The organism is Blastococcus sp. SYSU D00922, assembly GCF_054050495.1.
In genome coordinates this window covers 449,081-463,659 of record NZ_JBJGZL010000002.1, presented here as the reverse complement: position 1 = coordinate 463,659, position 14,579 = coordinate 449,081, and the positions used below count along the sequence as shown (strand labels likewise).

The following is a 14,579-nucleotide window of genomic DNA, read 5'->3' as shown; positions in this document are numbered from 1 at the left end:
GGGGCGCGCGGGGGGGGGGGGGGTGGGGTGGTGGGTGGGTGGCCCCGGGTGGGGTGGGGGGGGGGGGGGGCCCCGGGGGGGGGGGCGGGGGGGCCCCCCCCCCCCCCCCCCCCGGCGCGTGCGTCAGTGCGCGGAGGCGGCGAGCGCGGCCGCGTCCAGGTGGGCGATCGAGCGGGTGTCCTGGAACGCGCGGATCCCCTCGATGCCCTGCTCGCGGCCCATGCCGGACTGCTTCATCCCGCCGAAGGGGGCCCGCAGGTCCAGCCGCGTGGCGCCGTGGTCGTTGACCCAGACGTAGCCGCAGGCCAGCTGCGCGCCCAGCTGGGTGGCGGCCTCGGTGTCCGCCGTCCAGACCGAGCCGCACAGGCCGCCCCACGTGTCGTTGGCCTGCCGCACGGCGTCCGCGTCGTCGTCGTAGGGCAGCACCGGGATGACCGGGCCGAACTGCTCCTGCGTGACGACCCGCAGCGACGGGTCGGGGTCGACGACGATCGCCGGGCGCAGGAAGTTGCCCTCGGCGAACTCGCCCTCGGGCAGCTCGCCGAACTCGAGCACCGTCGCGCCGGCGTCCTTCGCCTCCTCGATGATCTCCCGGACGAAGGCCTTCTGAGCCGGCTGGTGCAGCGGGCCCATGGTCGTGCCCTCGGCCAGCCCGTGACCCAGGACGACCTTCTCCAGGCGCGCGGAGAGCCCGGACACGACCTCGTCCATGCGCGACCGGTGCGCGTAGATGCGCTTGGCGGCCATGCAGATCTGGCCGGTGGTGTCGAAGATGCCGGCGAACAGGCGGTCGAGGTGCTCGTCGTCGAGGACGGCGTCCTCGCGGATGATCGCCGCGTCGTTGCCGCCGAGCTCCAGGGTGACCCGCGTGAGGTTGCGGGAGGCCATCTCCATCATCCGCTTGCCGCCGTTGACGCTGCCGGTGAAGCAGACCTTGGCGATGTCGGGGCTGTCGATGAGTCCGGCCATCTCGCTGTCCCGGCCGGTCACGACGTTCAGCACGCCCGGGGGCAGCTTCTCGGCGACCCGCTGCACCAGCCGGGTGGTCGCCAGCGGCGTGGTGGGCGGGGGCTTGACGATCGCCGTGTTGCCGGCCAGCAGCGCGTGCGGGAGGGCCGCGCCGAGGATCGCGATCGGCCAGTTGAACGGCACGATGACCGTCACCACGCCGAGCGGCTGGTAGGCGACCGTCGTCTCGACGGGGATGCCGGGGGCGGGGGAGAGCACCTTGGTGGCGTCGACCTCCTCGGCGAGCGAGAGGGCGAGCTGCCAGCGGATCTCGAAGACCAGCGCGTCCACCCAGGCCTCGTGGACGATCTTGCCGTTCTCCAGGGACAGGATCCGGGCGTCCTCGTCGCGCTCGTCGGCGAGCCCCTGGATGGCGGCGGCCATCTGCGCCGCGCGCTCGGTGGCCGGCAGCGCCGCCCACGCCGGGAAGGCGGACTTCGCCGCGGCGACGGCGTCGCTCACGTCCTGCGTCGACGCGGCCGCCGCGTGCCCCACGACGACGCCGGGGCGCGCCGGGTCCACGACCTCGAGCGTGTCGTCGGTGGAGCGCACCTCCCCGCCGATGTAGAGCCCCGTCGTCACCGGAGCCGCCGTGTCCAACGTGCTCGTCATGCGGATCGCCACCTCTCTGTGTGTCCTTCGCGGGTCGGGATGCGCGGTCTGGCATCCCCGTCCGGCGCCGTGGGCGCCGAAGTCTCGGTTCCGGGTGCGCTCGGGCCCACCGCGGCGGCGACGCGCACGGCGTCGGCGCTGCCGGCCACGTCGTGGACGCGCACGCCCCAGGCGCCCGCGCGCGCGGCGAGCACGGACGTGGCGAGCGTGCCGCTGTCGCGCGCGGCGGGGGGCCGGGGCTCGCCGTCCGGACCGGCCAGGACGGCGCCGAGGAACCGCTTCCGGGAGGCGCCGACCAGGACCGGGAAGCCGAGGTCGACGATCCGGTCCAGGCCCGCGAGCAGGGCCAGGTCGTGCGCGGGCTGCTTCGCGAAGCCGAGCCCCGGGTCGACGACGATCCGGTCGGCCGCCACGCCCGCGGCCAGCGCGGCGTCCACCCGCCGGCACAGCTCCCGACGCACGTCGGTGACGACGTCGTCGTACACGGCCTCGGCGTACATGTCGCGGCTCTCGCCCCGTCGGTGCATGAGCACCCATGGAACACCGGCCGCGGCGACGACGGGAGCCATGGCGGGATCGGCCGTCCCGCCGCTGACGTCGTTCACCAGCACCGCACCGGCGTCGAGCGCGGCCCGGGCGACGACCGCCCGCGTGGTGTCGATGCTGACCGGTGTCCCGAGCCGGGCGAGCTCGGCGACGACGGGGAGCACCCGCCGGCACTCCTCCTCGGCGGTCACGCGGCCGGCGCCGGGTCGCGTGGACTCGCCACCGACGTCGACGTAGTCGGCCCCCGCCGCGGCCAGCTGCAGGCCGTGCGCCACCGCCGCCCCGACCGTCCCGTGGCGACCCCCGTCGGAGAACGAGTCGGGCGTGACGTTGAGGATCCCCATCACGACGCAGCGGCCCGGCCGGGCGATCACGGTGCGGCCTCCGACCGCATCCTCGCCCGCACCTCGGCCTCGACCTCGTCGGCCCGGTGAGCCAGGTCCTCGACCGCCTCGACGGCCGACCTCAGGCGGGCCCGTGCCTCGTCGTCGCGGATGCCCGGGAGGTTCGCCTCGACGGCCAGGCGCGCCGTCGTGGCGGCGGCCCGGGCGGCGGCCGTGGCCGCCGCGACGTCGCTGACCAGGTTCCGGTTGGCGACCGGTAGCACCCGCGCCGCCAGCGACATCAGCTCGGCGGCCGCCTCCAGGACCGCCAGCGGTGGCCGGGTCGCGGCCAGCTGCACCTCGGAGAGGCGGCGGGACCGCGACGCCTTCTCGTCGTCCGTGCCCCGCGGCAGCTTCATCGCCTCGGCCACCGCGGCGAACGCGGCCTCGTCGTCGGCTGCCGACCGCAGGCACGCGTCGCGGAGGCCGTCCGCGGTCGCCACGATCTCGGCGACGACCTCAGCGTGCTCCTCGTCCCTGGTGAACCGGCCCACCATCGCGACGAGCGACGCCGACAGGGCCGCCTCCACGGCGGCCGTGGCCCCCGCGCCCGGCGCGGAGATGCGGGCGGCCAGCTGGGCGAGGAAGTCGCCGATCGACTGGCCGTCGAGCTCCTCGGGCTGGTGGCCGGTCACGAGCGGGCCGCCGGGGAGGGCAGCGCGTCGGCCCCGGCCACCAGCCGGGCCGCTCGCCAGCCGCGCAGGGAGTTCAGCACGGCCACCTGATCGGCGCGCTCGAGGTCGGGGAGGGTGAGCACGCGCTCGTGCAGGACGCCCCGGTCGAGCAGGAGGCCGCGCTCCACCCCGGGCAGGCAGCCGGACGTCGTGGGCGGCGTCCACCACCGGCCGCCGATGCGCAGGGCCAGGTTCGCCGTGGTCGTCTCGGTGAGCTCGCCGCGCTGGTTCACCATGACCACGTCGTCGGCCTCCGGGTGGCGCAGCGAACGGGTCAGGTACACGTCGCGACGGGTGCTCTTGTGCTGCAGCCACGGGTTCCCGGCGTCCACCGGATCGTCGTCCACGGCGAGGCGCACCGGCTGCGTGCTCGCCGGCGGCATGGGCTCCAGCTCCACGTCGGCCTGCCCGGACCGGGGGAGCAGGACCCGGACGCGGGCGGCCTCGGTCCGCCCGGCGACGGCCCGCTCCACGCAGGCCGCCACCTCCGGGCGGTCGAAGCGGAAGCCGGCCCAGTCGGCCGAGTCGGCCATCCGCGCGAGGTGCCGGTCGAGGTTGCGCAGCCCGTCCCCGGGGGCGAACGCCAGCGTCTCGAGCAGCCGGTGCTCGGTGACGTCGTGGGCCAGGACGGCGGCCTTGGCCCGCAGCTCCGCGCGCTCTCGCGCCGCCTCGGAGCCCCACGTGATGCCGCCGCCGGCCCCGTACACGGCGCCCCCGGTGACCCGGTCGACGACGGCGGTCCGGATGGCGACGTTGAAGCGGGCCCGGAACGGGGCGGTCGGGGGAGCGACCAGCCCGACGGCGCCGCAGTACACGCCGCGCGGCGTCGGCTCGAGGTCGGCGATCAGCTGCATCGTGCGGCGCTTGGGGGCGCCGGTGACCGATCCGCAGGGGAACAGCGCGCGGAACAGGTCGAGCAGACTGGTCCCGGGTCGGACCCGGCTACTCACCTGCGACGTCATCTGCCACACGGTGGGGTAGCGCTCGAGGGCGAACAGGTCGTCCACCGCCACGCTGCCGACCTCGGCCACGCGGCCGAGGTCGTTGCGGAGCAGGTCGACGATCATGAGGTTCTCGGCCTGCTCCTTGGTGCTGGACCGCAGGCGGTGGCTCTGCTCGCGGTCCTCGGCGGTCGTGCGGCCGCGGGCGGCGGTGCCCTTCATCGGCCGGGTCCGGACGACGTCCCCCGCCCACTCGAAGAAGAGCTCGGGGCTGGCGCTGGCGACCACGTGCCGGCCGAGGTCGAGGTAGGCGTTGTACGCGCCGCGCTGGGCCAGAGCGAGCCGCGCGTACAGCTCCTGGGGGTCCCCGGTGACGGGAGCGCGCAGCCGGTCGGTGAGGTTGCACTGGTAGGTCTCGCCGGCCGCGATGTGCTCGCGCACCAGGCCGACGGCACGGGCGTGCTCGTCGTCGCTCCAGTCGGGCAGCCAGGGGGCGGGCGGCTCCGCGACCCCGCCCGGAGCGCACACCGGCGCCACCGCGGCGGGCTCGCCGCACAGCCCGAACCACACCAGCGGGGGCCCGTCGGGGGAGGAGGAGCCGCCGGGCAGCTGCGGGTCGAGCCCGGAGGCCGCCTCGTAGGCCACGTGGCCGTACGCCCAGCTGCCGGCCTCCGTCGCGTCGTGGACCCGCTGGAGCACGCCCGCGACCTCGTCCGGCCGCACCGCGGTGAGGACCTCGGTCGGCGGCGGGCAGAGCAGCGCCGTCCCGGTGCGGAGGTCGTCGAACCGAGCCCACGGCCCGGGCATCAGGCCCCGATACCCTGCTGGGCCCTCGCCGCCGTGAGGGTGTTGGCCAGCAGCATCGCGATCGTCATGGGGCCGACGCCGCCGGGGACCGGCGTAATCGCGCCGGCCACGTCCACGACGTCGTCGAACTCGACGTCGCCGCGCAGGCCGTTCTCGCCGCGGTGGATGCCGACGTCGATGACCGTCGCGCCCGGCTTCACGGCGTCCGCGCCGACGATCCCCGGGATGCCGGCGGCCACCACGAGCACGTCGGCGCGCCGGCAGACGTCCGCGAGGTCGCGGGTGCGCGAGTGGCAGACCGTCACCGTGGCGTTCTTGGCCAGCAGCAGCTGGGCCATCGGCTTGCCGACGAGCACGGAGCGGCCGACGACGACCGCCTCGGCGCCCGAGAGCGGGACGTCGTACTCCTCGAGCAGCGTCATGACGCCGGCCGGCGTGCACGGGCGGAGCCCGGGGCGGCCCTGGGCGAGGAGGCCGGCGTTGGCCGTGGTCAGCCCGTCGACGTCCTTCTCCGCCGGGATCCGGGCGATCAGCGCGTCGGAGTCCAGCTGCTCCGGGGTGGGCAGCTGCAGCAGGATGCCGGACACCGCCGGGTCCGCGGCCAGCTCGTCGACCAGCGCGGCCGCCGTCTCCTGGTCGACGTCCCCGGGCAGGTGCCGGTGGAGGTCCTGCATCCCGGCCTCGACGGACAGCCGACGCTTGTTGCGGACGTAGACCTCCGACGCGGGGTCGTCGCCGACGAGCACCGTCGCCAGCCCCGGCGCGGTCCCGCCCGCGGCGACCAGCTCCTGCACGCCGCGGGCGACGTCCTCGCGGACCCGGCGGGCCACGGCGGTGCCGTCGATCAGGCGTGCGGTCACCGGGGGCTCCAGGGGCGGCTCGGGGTCGCGGGGAAGGGGGTCTCGGGCAGGGTCGTCTCAGGCAAGGTCGCTCAGCATCTGCTGCCGCCACGCCTCGGTCGGGCCGAGGTCGTTGAACGTGAAGACGTGGAAGCCCTCGATGTTGTTGTCCGGCTTGCCCATGTGCGGGGCCAGACCCTTGATGATCTTGTTCGGACTGTAGCCGCCGGGCACGAAGAACCGCCAGAACAGGCTCTGCTGCTTCTTGAGGAACTTCGCCGACTCCCCGATGCCCAGCCCGCCGGAGACCCGCAGCAGCTTCTGGCGGTGGACGGCGCCCGGGACCCCGACGTGCACGGGCAGGTCGATCCCGCGGTTCTTCAGCTCTCGTGCCCACCGCAGGATCACGGCGGGGTCGAAGACGATCTGGGTCTTGATGTGGGTGGCGAGGGGTGCCTTGTCCTTCAGCGCCTGGAAGAGCGTGTCCTCCGACGCGACCGGGTGGCCCTCCGGGTGGCCGCCGATGCCGATCTCGGTGAACCCGTGGTCGAGCTCGTGCAGCGCGACCAGCAGGTCGTGGGCGTGCCGGAACTCCGTGGGCTCGTCGGTCGGGTCCCCGCCCACCACGAAGACCTCGCTGATGCCGGCCTCCCGGCAGCGGGCCACGACGTCGGCCAGGTGGGCGCGGTCGCGCACCTGCTGCGCCGACAGGTGCGGCGCCACGTTGTAGCCGTGGCCGACCAGGGCGACGGTCAGGTCGATGGTGGCGTCCTGCCCCTTGGCGGGGGACGCGGTCACCGTCAGCCGCACGTCCTTCGGCACGTTGTCGAGGACCGCCTGCTCGGTCTTCTTGAACGGGATCACCTCGTAGCCGAGGTGGTCGAACGCCCGCCTCAACGAGGTCCGGCTCGCTGCGTCCCGGAAGGTCAGCGCGCGCTTCACATGGTCTCCTCTGCACGGGCCGGACGGGGGACCCCCGCGACGGCCGTCGGTGGCGCCCCCGCCGGGCCGCCCCGCGGGGCAGGGTCCGGGTGGTCGTCCGCTTACCCACCATCGTGACCGGCATCACCAGGTGCTGGGCACGGAGATATGGCGGCGCCGGTGCCACCGGATCGGCCGCCGGGCCTGCGTCAATCGTCGCGGTCCCCGCCGCGACGGCACCCCCGCCCGGGTGGACCGCCACCTCCACCGCCCAGCGCGGCCCCCCGGCGTGTCAGCATCTTCTCCAGGGCGATCGGGGGCACCGGTCACTGGATCGAGCACCGAGGAGGGCCGGGTGGAACCACGAGGACGGGTCGCCGTGGCCCCGTCGGCCACCTCGGACGACGAGGTCGTGCGGTACGCCCCGGACGGCCTGGCGGTCATCGACGCGGACGGGCGCTTCGTCGAGGCCAACCCCGCCGCCGCCCTGCTGTGCGGCCTGGACCCGGCCTCGGTCGCGGGCGTCCCCTCCCCGTTCCCCGCGCCCGACCCCGCGGACGCGCCCAGGACCGGTGAGCAGACGGTGACGTGGCGGGAGCCGGCGACGGGCCGGCGCCGCGAGTTCGCCTACGTCCTGGCCGCCGTCCCGGGCACCACCCGGTGGATCGCGTCCTTCCGGGACGTGACCCTGGACCGGCTGCGCGAGCGGCGGCTCGCGGCGATCGCGAAGGCCGCCTCCGACGTCGCCTCGAAGCGCTCCCTGATCGGCACGCTGGAGGCGCTGGCCCAGGAGGTGGCGCGCACCGCCGGGCTCGCCGGCGTCCAGGTGCTGACCGTGAACTCGACGGGCGACCGGCTGCACGTCATGGGCTCGTCCGGTTTCGGCCGCGGGTCCGAGTTCTTCGACAAGCTCATGGCCTGCCGTGCCCTGGGCGCCCGGTTGCTGATGCTGGAGGCACTGGAGAACCGCGAGCCGCTCATCGCGCCGAACCGCTACGAGGCGGTCATGCAGGACCCCGCGTGGGCGCCGCTGCACGACGTCATGGGCTCGCCCCTGTGGGACTGGTTCGTCAGCGTGCCCCTGCTCGCGCGGGGAGAGCCGGTCGGCATCCTGAACGCCTTCTTCTCGCCCGGGCAGGCGGTCGGCGACACCGAGCTGGAGTTCCTCCTCGCCATGGCCGAGCAGGCGGCGATGGCCGTCGACCACGCCGCGCTGCTGGAGCGGGAGCGGGACGTCGCGCGGCGCGAGGAGCGCCAGAAGCTGGCCCGCGACCTGCACGACTCGGTCGTCCAGCAGGTCTTCTCGATGATGATGCAGGCCCGGTCGCTGGGGGTGCTCGTCGCCCGCGGGCTGCCCCCGACCCCGGAGAAGGTCGCCCAGGTGGCCGACGACCTGAGCGGCAGCGCCGAAGCGGTCCTCGCGGACCTGCGCGGCATGGTGGTGGAGCTGCGCCCCGCGGCCACGACGGCCGGAGGGCTGGTCTCGGCGCTGCGGTCGCTGGTGGAGACCACCTCCGCCCGCACGGGCATCGACGTCTCCCTCGAGGTCGACGACCCGGCCGACGGCATGGCCGCGCTGGACGCCGACCTGCTCGAGGACGTCTACCGGGTCCTCGCCGAGGCCCTGCACAACAGCGTCAAGCACGCCGGTGCGTCGACGATCCGCGTCCGGCTCGCCGTGACCTCCCGCGGCCGCCGCGGGCGGCTCGCGGCCGAGGTCACCGACGACGGCCGCGGCATGGGAGCAGCGAGCGAGGCCGGGCCCTCCGGCGGATCGGGGTCGAGCGGGATGGGGATGAGCGTCATGCGCGAGCGCGCGGCCCGGTGGGGCGGCGTGGTCCAGGTGCGGAAGCCGGCCCGGGGCGGGACGACCGTCCGCCTCAGCCTGCCCCTGCCCACCTCGTTGCCGGCCCGGCCGGGAGCCGCGTCGTGACGCCCTCCGGTCCGATCCGGGTGCTCGTCGTGGACGACCACGCGGTGGTGCGCCGCGGCGTGGTCGCCTACCTCGAGGCGCTCGAGGACGTCGACGTGGCCGGTGAGGCCGGAGACGGCCAGGAGGCGCTGGACCGGCTCGCGAAGGCGGCCGCGCACGACGAGCTGCCCGACGTCGTGCTGATGGACCTGCAGATGCCCGGCATGGACGGCGTGACAGCGACCGCGGAGGTGCTGCGCCGGTTCCCCGAGCTCAAGGTCGTCATCCTCACCAGCTTCGGCGAGGCCGAGCGGGTGCACGCGGCGCTGGAGAACGGGGCCTCCGGCTACCTGCTCAAGGACGCCGGCCCGGCCGAGGTGGACGCCGCGCTGCGGGCGGCCGTCCGCGACGAGGTGTTCCTCGACGCGGCGGTGACCCGCCGCCTGGCGCAGGAGATCCGCGCGCCGCGCACGGGCCTCGGGGTGCTCACCACGCGGGAGCGGGAGGTGCTCGTCCTGGTCGCGGAGGGCCGGTCCAACAAGGACATCGCCCGGCACCTGCTGATCAGCGAGCGGACGGCGCGGTCGCACGTCAGCCACCTGCTCACCAAGATGGGGCTCACCTCGCGGACCCAGGCGGCGCTGCTCGCCGTCAAGGAAGGCCTCGTCCAGCCCCGGTGACCCCTCGGGCGGGGGAACGGCCACGACGGATGACGCGGACGGTCCCTGCCGCATCGGTGCCGGCGTCGTGACATCGGGCCGATCCGCCCGACGCGCGGCGTGCCTACGGTGGCGGGGAAGTGGGCACAGGTGTGCCCGGATCCGGCGTCGGAGGAGGAGTGCGTGACCACGTTCGTGCTCGTCCACGGGGCCTGGCACGGCGGCTGGTGCTGGGACCGGGTGGCCCCGCTGCTCCGCGAGGCCGGGCACGAGGTGCACGCCCCCACCCTCACCGGGCTCTCCGAGCGGGCGCACCTGCTCTCGCCGCAGGTGGGGCTGGAGACGCACGTCGAGGACGTCGTGCGGCTGGTCGACGTCCTGGGGCTCACCGACGTCGTCCTGGTCGGGCACAGCTACGCCGGGCAGATCGTCACCGCCGTCGCCGACCGGCGGCCACGGGCGGTCGCCCAGCGCGTCTACCTCGACGCGTTCGTCGGCTCCGACGGGGAGGCGGCCCGCGACCTCCTGCCCGAGACGGTCGAGCACCACTGGGCCGAGTCGGCCGCGGAGCAGGGCTTCGGGTGGCTCGTGCCGGTGCGCAAGCTGTCAGTGCTCGGCGTGACCGAGCAGGCAGACGTCGACTGGCTGACCCCGAAGCTCACCCCGCACCCGTGGAAGACCTACACCGACGCGCTGCGGCTCACCGGTGCGGTCGACGACGTGCCCGCCGCCTTCGTCGAGTGCGTCAGCTGGATGCGCGTGTTCGCGGGCCAGGCCGACCGCGCCCGGGAGCGCGGCTGGCCGGTGCACGAGCTCGAGACCGGCCACGAGGCGATGGTCACCGCGCCGGAGGAGCTGGCCCGCGTGCTGCTGGAGGTCGCGCGAGCGGCGTCGTACGAGAAGGAAGAGGTCTGAGGTGGAGTTCCTCGTCCGGTCGGAGAACCGGCTGCCGGTGGACACCCCGCCGGAGCGGCGGGAGGAGCTGCGGGCGGGTGAGCGTGCCCGCGCCATGGAGCTGCGCGCCGCCGGGATCCTGAAGCGGCTGTGGCGGGTCCCGGGCCGCAACGCGACCGTCGGCCTGTACGAGGCCGAGGACCCGGCCGCGCTGCACGACGCGCTGATGTCGCTGCCGATGGCACCGTGGCTCGACGTGCACGTGGAGGCGCTGGCCACCCACCCGCAGGAGCGGCAGCCGTGACCGCCGGCCGGCGGGACCTGCCGGGCACGCCCATCTTCGACGGCGACAGCAGCCGCCGCGGGCTGCGCATGAACAAGCTGTTCATGAGCCTGCGCGACGCCGCCAACCGGGAGCGCTTCCTCGCCGACGAGGCCGCCTACTGCCGGGAGTTCGGGCTGACTGCCGAGCAGCAGCAGGCCGTCCTGGACCGCGACTGGCAGGCGATGATCGACCTCGGCGGCAGCATCTTCTACGTGTACAAGCTGGCGATGATGGACGGCCGGTCGATGCAGTACCTCGGCGGTGTGTTCACGGGCATGGGCGAGGACGACTTCCTCGCCGCGATGCGAGCGGGAGGACGCAGGGATGGCTGAGGTGATCTGGGGTCTGGCGACCTCGCACGTGCCGTCGATCGGCGCCGCGATGGACCGCGGCAAGACCGACGACCCGAACTGGAAGGCGCTGTTCGACGGGTACGCGCCCGCGCGGGCCTGGCTGGCCGAGCACGAGCCGGACGTCGCGATCGTCGTCTACAACGACCACGCCAACGGCATCGACCTCGACTTCGTCCCGACCTTCGGGCTGGGCACCGCCGAGCGGTACGAGGTCGCCGACGAGGGCTTCGGCCGCCGTCCGGTGCCGGACGTGCTCGGTCACCCCGAGCTCTCCCTGCACCTGGTCGAGAGCCTGATCGACGAGGAGTTCGACCTCACCGTCTTCCAGGAGCTGCAGGTCGACCACGGCTTCACCGTGCCGCTGTCGGTGTGGACCCCCGACCCCGGGGACTCCTGGCCCTGCCCGGTCATCCCGCTGCTGGTCAACGTCATCCAGTACCCGCAGCCGACCGCGGCGCGGTGCTGGGCGCTCGGCCAGGCGCTCGGCCGGGCGATCCGCAGCTTCCCGGAGGACATCACCGTCGGCGTCCTCGGGACCGGCGGGATGTCCCACCAGCTGGCCGGGTCGCGGGCGGGCTTCATCAACCCGGAGTTCGACCACATGTGGATGGAGACCATCCAGACCGACCCGGCGAAGCTGGCCACGCTCTCCCGCGAGGAGCTGATCACCCAGGCGGGCTCCGAGGGGATCGAGCTCATCATGTGGCTGGTCATGCGCGGGGCGATGAACGACCAGATCACCAAGGTGCACTCGGACTACTTCGTGCCCGCGTCCAACACCGCGGCCGGCATCGCGCTGTTCGACAACCGCGTGGCCCAGCCCGCGTAGGGACCGCACCGCAGGAGGGGCCCCGGACGTTCCGTCCGGGGCCCCTCCGCGTGTCAGCCGGCCCGGTAGGTGTCCCGCGCGTCGTAGGGCGCGGGGGCGACGACGGCGCGGATCCGCACCTGCACGTGCGGCTCGACCGCCGGCTTCGCCGACACCGGGTCCTCGCCCCAGACGACGGTCACCTCGGTGCCCGGCTCGGCCAGCGCGGTGTCGACGGTCGCGAGCGAGACCATCTGGCGCTCGTTGGCGAGGTACCCGCAGTCCAGCGAGATGCCGACCCGCTGCCCGTCCACGAGCACCTCGTCCTCGTGGTGGGTGGCGTAGCGGGCCTTGGGCATCTCGATGTACTTGGCGCCCGGGCCCGGCCGGTAGAGCGAGCCGATCGCGGCGGTGACGTCGTCGGCGTCCCAGACGAGGGTGACCTTGGTGCGCGGCGGCGCGCTCCCTGCCATCGCCGCAGCCATCTCCTCGAGGGCGGCGCGGCCGACGAAGTCGTGGTCGAACCTGATCGTCTTGCCGTAGCCGACGTCGTACGGGGTCAGGTAGTAGTCGCCGATGTCGGCGGAGCTCAGGCTGCCGCCCAGCGAGCCGACCTTCCCGATCGGCAGCCAGTCGCGGTACTCGGCCAGCAGCGGGTCGTCGCCGAAGATCGCCGGCAGCGGTGCCGGCACCCAGCCGGAGCCGAGGTTGGCCGTCGAGTAGGCCTTGGCGCCGACGCGGACGAGCCCGTGGTCCGCTCCGGCCTCGAGCAGCGCGTCGAGCACCGCCTCGCCGTCCTCCCAGGGCCCGAACAGCTCGAAGCCGGGCTGGCCGGCCATGCCGTGCCGCAGGGCGCGGGCACGGCGCCCGGCGATGGTGAACTCGGCCATGCTGAAGAACCGCGCGTCCGGGACGGGTGCCCCGGAGGCCTGCTCGAGGAGGGCGAGGGACGTGGGGCCTTGCAGCTCGTAGCGGTACAGCTTCGGCGGCCCGGACCGCCGGACGATGGAGTTGTCGTCGCGCTCCGCGGTCGCGGCGTAGCCGCCCCGCTCGAGGTGGAACGTCACCCAGTCGATCGCCATCGGGTGGCCCACGAGGTCGAAGGAGTCCTCGTCGAGGTGGAACAGGATCGCGTCGCCGATCAGGTGGCCGTCGGGGCCGACCGCGACGAACTGCTTGGCCTTGCCCGGGCCGAAGCCGGTGAAGGTGTTGACGGCGAGGTCGCTGAACAGCCGCAGCGCGTCCGGACCCTGGACGAAGAGGTCGGTCATGTGGTGCGACTGGTCGAGCAGCGCGCAGGTCTCGAGCCACGCCCGCTGCTCGGAGCGCCAGTTGGTGAACTCGGGCTTGACCGGGAAGGTGCTCGGCGGGAAGGCGAGGTTCCTGAGCAGCTCCACCGGGCTGCCCGCACGGGCGAGCGCCGTGGCCAGGCTCTCGGAGGACATGGCGGACGACCTTTCATCGGAGGGGCGGACCGGCAGACGGGCTGCCGGGGGAGGAGTGCGAGCCGACCCGCGCGGCCCGGGGGAGGAGCACGGCGCCGAGCGCGACGAGCCCGGTGAAGCCCACCAGCAGGGCCGACTGCGGGGTTCCCCGCGAGAGGGCCGTCCCCACGGCGACCACCAGGGGCGGTCCGAGCAGCTGGCCGACGGCCGATCCCTGGGTCACCAGGCCGATCGAGGCACCGGCCCTGTCCGTGCCCGCCGAGACCGCGGCCAGGGCGGCGAAGAGGGCGGACGGGACCAGCCCGGCGATGAAGGAGAAGGCCACCGCCGACGCGACCCGCGCGAGGAGGGGGAGGGCCGGGTCGAGCACCCCCCACACGGTCACCGCCATGCCGGCGCAGCCGGTGAGGATCACCCGCCGCAGGGACGCCCCGCGGTGCAGCAGGTAGGCGCCCAGGAGATTGGCGGGCGCGTTCACCAGGAAGACGACGGCGCCGATCAGCCCGGCCGTGGCGACCGACAGCCCGTCGTCGGCGACCAGCGCGGCCGGCAGCAGGCCGACGACGGCCAGGTACTGGGCCGCGTAGAGCGCGAACACCGCCGTGATGACGACGACCGAGGGCGTTCGGAACGCCCCCAGCAGACCCTGGACCGACGGACGCCTGCGCGCGGTGGCGGACGGCACCCGGCGGAGGACGACGAGGAGGACGGCGGCCGCGAGGCCGGCATCGAGGACCGACGCCCCGCGCCAGCCGAGGAGGCCGATCGCGGCGGGCACGAGCAGCGCCGCCAGCCCCGAGCCGACCGGCAGGTACGCGCCCCACGCCCCGGCGACGAGCCGCCGGTGCGCGGGCCCGGACACCTCGGAGAGCAGCGGCGGCGCCGCGAGGATCACCATCACCAGCCCGACCCCCTCGCCCACCCGGGCGGCCAGGAGCCCGGTCAGGGAGTCCACGGCCGCCCCGCCGAGATCGGCCACGACGATCGCGGTGAGGCCGAGCCGGACCTGGCGGCCGAAGCCGACCGTCTGCCCCAGCCACCCGAGCAGGACACCGCCGGCGGCGCCGAGGGCGCTCACCGTCGAGAGGTACCAGGCGGCGGTGGCCGGGCTGAGCCCGAACTCGTCCCGCAGCACCGGCAGCGCGGCCGCCGCGCCACCGATCTGCGCGGCGGCGACGACTCCGGCGCCCATCAGGCCCGCGACGGCGCCCCACGACGTCCGGCCGGGGGCGTCCGGGGTCTGCGCAGGGGAGGTCGAGCCCACCGGCCGACGCGCCACCGGCTGCCCCCTCTCGCGGTCCGGACCCCCGCCACTCTGTCCGATCCGCACGCGGTCCCGGAACGCGTCAAATGACCCGGAAGGGACGTCATCCGACGCACGCCGAGCGGCCGGAACGGTGCGCGCAGGGTGACGGATGCCCGTGTGCCGGAGCACATCCGCCGCTCTACGCT

General features: G+C 74.7%; 14 protein-coding genes. 6 read left to right on the top strand and 8 right to left on the bottom strand.

The features are described from left to right. Nucleotides 1-123: 123 nt before the first annotated feature. From ACI78T_RS04880 to ACI78T_RS04855, 6 genes are read right to left on the bottom strand one after another with little or no spacing between them, the layout of a single operon-like run. The gene (locus tag ACI78T_RS04880) at nt 124-1,620 is read right to left on the bottom strand and encodes an aldehyde dehydrogenase family protein (RefSeq protein ID WP_456556950.1); all 1,497 of its coding nucleotides are present in this window, start codon (nt 1,618-1,620) and stop codon (nt 124-126) included. After that, complete coding sequence (gene folP / locus ACI78T_RS04875) at nt 1,617-2,540, bottom strand: dihydropteroate synthase (protein WP_456556949.1); 924 nt, start codon at nt 2,538-2,540, stop codon at nt 1,617-1,619. Before folP ends, ACI78T_RS04880 begins: the two co-directional genes overlap by 4 nt. After that, nucleotides 2,537-3,184: a cyclodeaminase/cyclohydrolase family protein gene (locus tag ACI78T_RS04870; protein ID WP_456556948.1), complete on the bottom strand. Its 648-nt coding sequence runs from the start codon at nt 3,182-3,184 to the stop codon at nt 2,537-2,539. The genes folP and ACI78T_RS04870 overlap by 4 nt, the downstream gene beginning before the upstream one ends. Continuing rightward, a complete protein-coding gene (pabB, locus tag ACI78T_RS04865; protein ID WP_456556947.1) occupies nt 3,181-4,971 on the bottom strand; it encodes an aminodeoxychorismate synthase component I in 1,791 nt (596 codons plus the stop codon). Before pabB ends, ACI78T_RS04870 begins: the two co-directional genes overlap by 4 nt. After that, nucleotides 4,971-5,831, bottom strand: a complete 861-nt coding sequence (gene folD / locus ACI78T_RS04860; protein WP_456556946.1) for a bifunctional methylenetetrahydrofolate dehydrogenase/methenyltetrahydrofolate cyclohydrolase FolD — start codon at nt 5,829-5,831, stop codon at nt 4,971-4,973. The genes pabB and folD overlap by 1 nt, the downstream gene beginning before the upstream one ends. 57 nt (nt 5,832-5,888) lie before the next feature. Then, a complete protein-coding gene (locus ACI78T_RS04855) occupies nt 5,889-6,752 on the bottom strand; it encodes a methylenetetrahydrofolate reductase (RefSeq protein ID WP_456556945.1) in 864 nt (287 codons plus the stop codon). A gap of 334 nt (nt 6,753-7,086) precedes the next feature. On the opposite strand from ACI78T_RS04855, the gene ACI78T_RS04850 reads away from it, so the two are divergent. The 6 genes from ACI78T_RS04850 to ACI78T_RS04825 all read left to right on the top strand — a co-directional run bounded on the left by ACI78T_RS04850 (nt 7,087) and on the right by ACI78T_RS04825 (nt 11,703). Further along, entirely contained in the window at nt 7,087-8,664 is a 1,578-nt protein-coding gene (locus ACI78T_RS04850; RefSeq protein WP_456556944.1) for an ATP-binding protein, read from the top strand. Further along, on the top strand, nt 8,661-9,323 hold the full coding sequence (locus tag ACI78T_RS04845) for a response regulator (RefSeq protein WP_456556943.1): 663 nt from the start codon (nt 8,661-8,663) through the stop codon (nt 9,321-9,323). The genes ACI78T_RS04850 and ACI78T_RS04845 overlap by 4 nt, the downstream gene beginning before the upstream one ends. 162 nt (nt 9,324-9,485) lie before the next feature. Then, nucleotides 9,486-10,217, top strand: a complete 732-nt coding sequence (locus tag ACI78T_RS04840) for an alpha/beta fold hydrolase (RefSeq protein WP_456556942.1) — start codon at nt 9,486-9,488, stop codon at nt 10,215-10,217. A 1-nt stretch (nt 10,218) separates the two neighbouring features. Further along, nucleotides 10,219-10,500, top strand: a complete 282-nt coding sequence (locus ACI78T_RS04835; protein ID WP_456556941.1) for a muconolactone Delta-isomerase family protein — start codon at nt 10,219-10,221, stop codon at nt 10,498-10,500. After that, nucleotides 10,497-10,853 (top strand): protocatechuate 4,5-dioxygenase subunit alpha, encoded by a 357-nt coding sequence (gene ligA, locus ACI78T_RS04830; RefSeq protein ID WP_456556940.1) that lies wholly within the window; start codon nt 10,497-10,499, stop codon nt 10,851-10,853. The genes ACI78T_RS04835 and ligA overlap by 4 nt, the downstream gene beginning before the upstream one ends. Beyond that, nucleotides 10,846-11,703 carry a class III extradiol dioxygenase subunit beta gene (locus ACI78T_RS04825; RefSeq protein ID WP_456556939.1) on the top strand — a complete coding sequence of 286 codons (858 nt, stop codon included), beginning with the start codon at nt 10,846-10,848 and terminating at the stop codon, nt 11,701-11,703. Before ligA ends, ACI78T_RS04825 begins: the two co-directional genes overlap by 8 nt. A 53-nt stretch (nt 11,704-11,756) precedes the next feature. Here ACI78T_RS04825 and ACI78T_RS04820 read toward each other — a convergent pair whose 3' ends face one another. Then, on the bottom strand, nt 11,757-13,127 hold the full coding sequence (locus tag ACI78T_RS04820) for an aminomethyl transferase family protein (RefSeq protein WP_456556938.1): 1,371 nt from the start codon (nt 13,125-13,127) through the stop codon (nt 11,757-11,759). Nucleotides 13,128-13,140: 13 nt separating this feature from the next. Continuing rightward, nucleotides 13,141-14,406: an MFS transporter gene (locus tag ACI78T_RS04815; RefSeq protein ID WP_456556937.1), complete on the bottom strand. Its 1,266-nt coding sequence runs from the start codon at nt 14,404-14,406 to the stop codon at nt 13,141-13,143. Between the last annotated feature and the right edge of the window lie 173 nt (nt 14,407-14,579).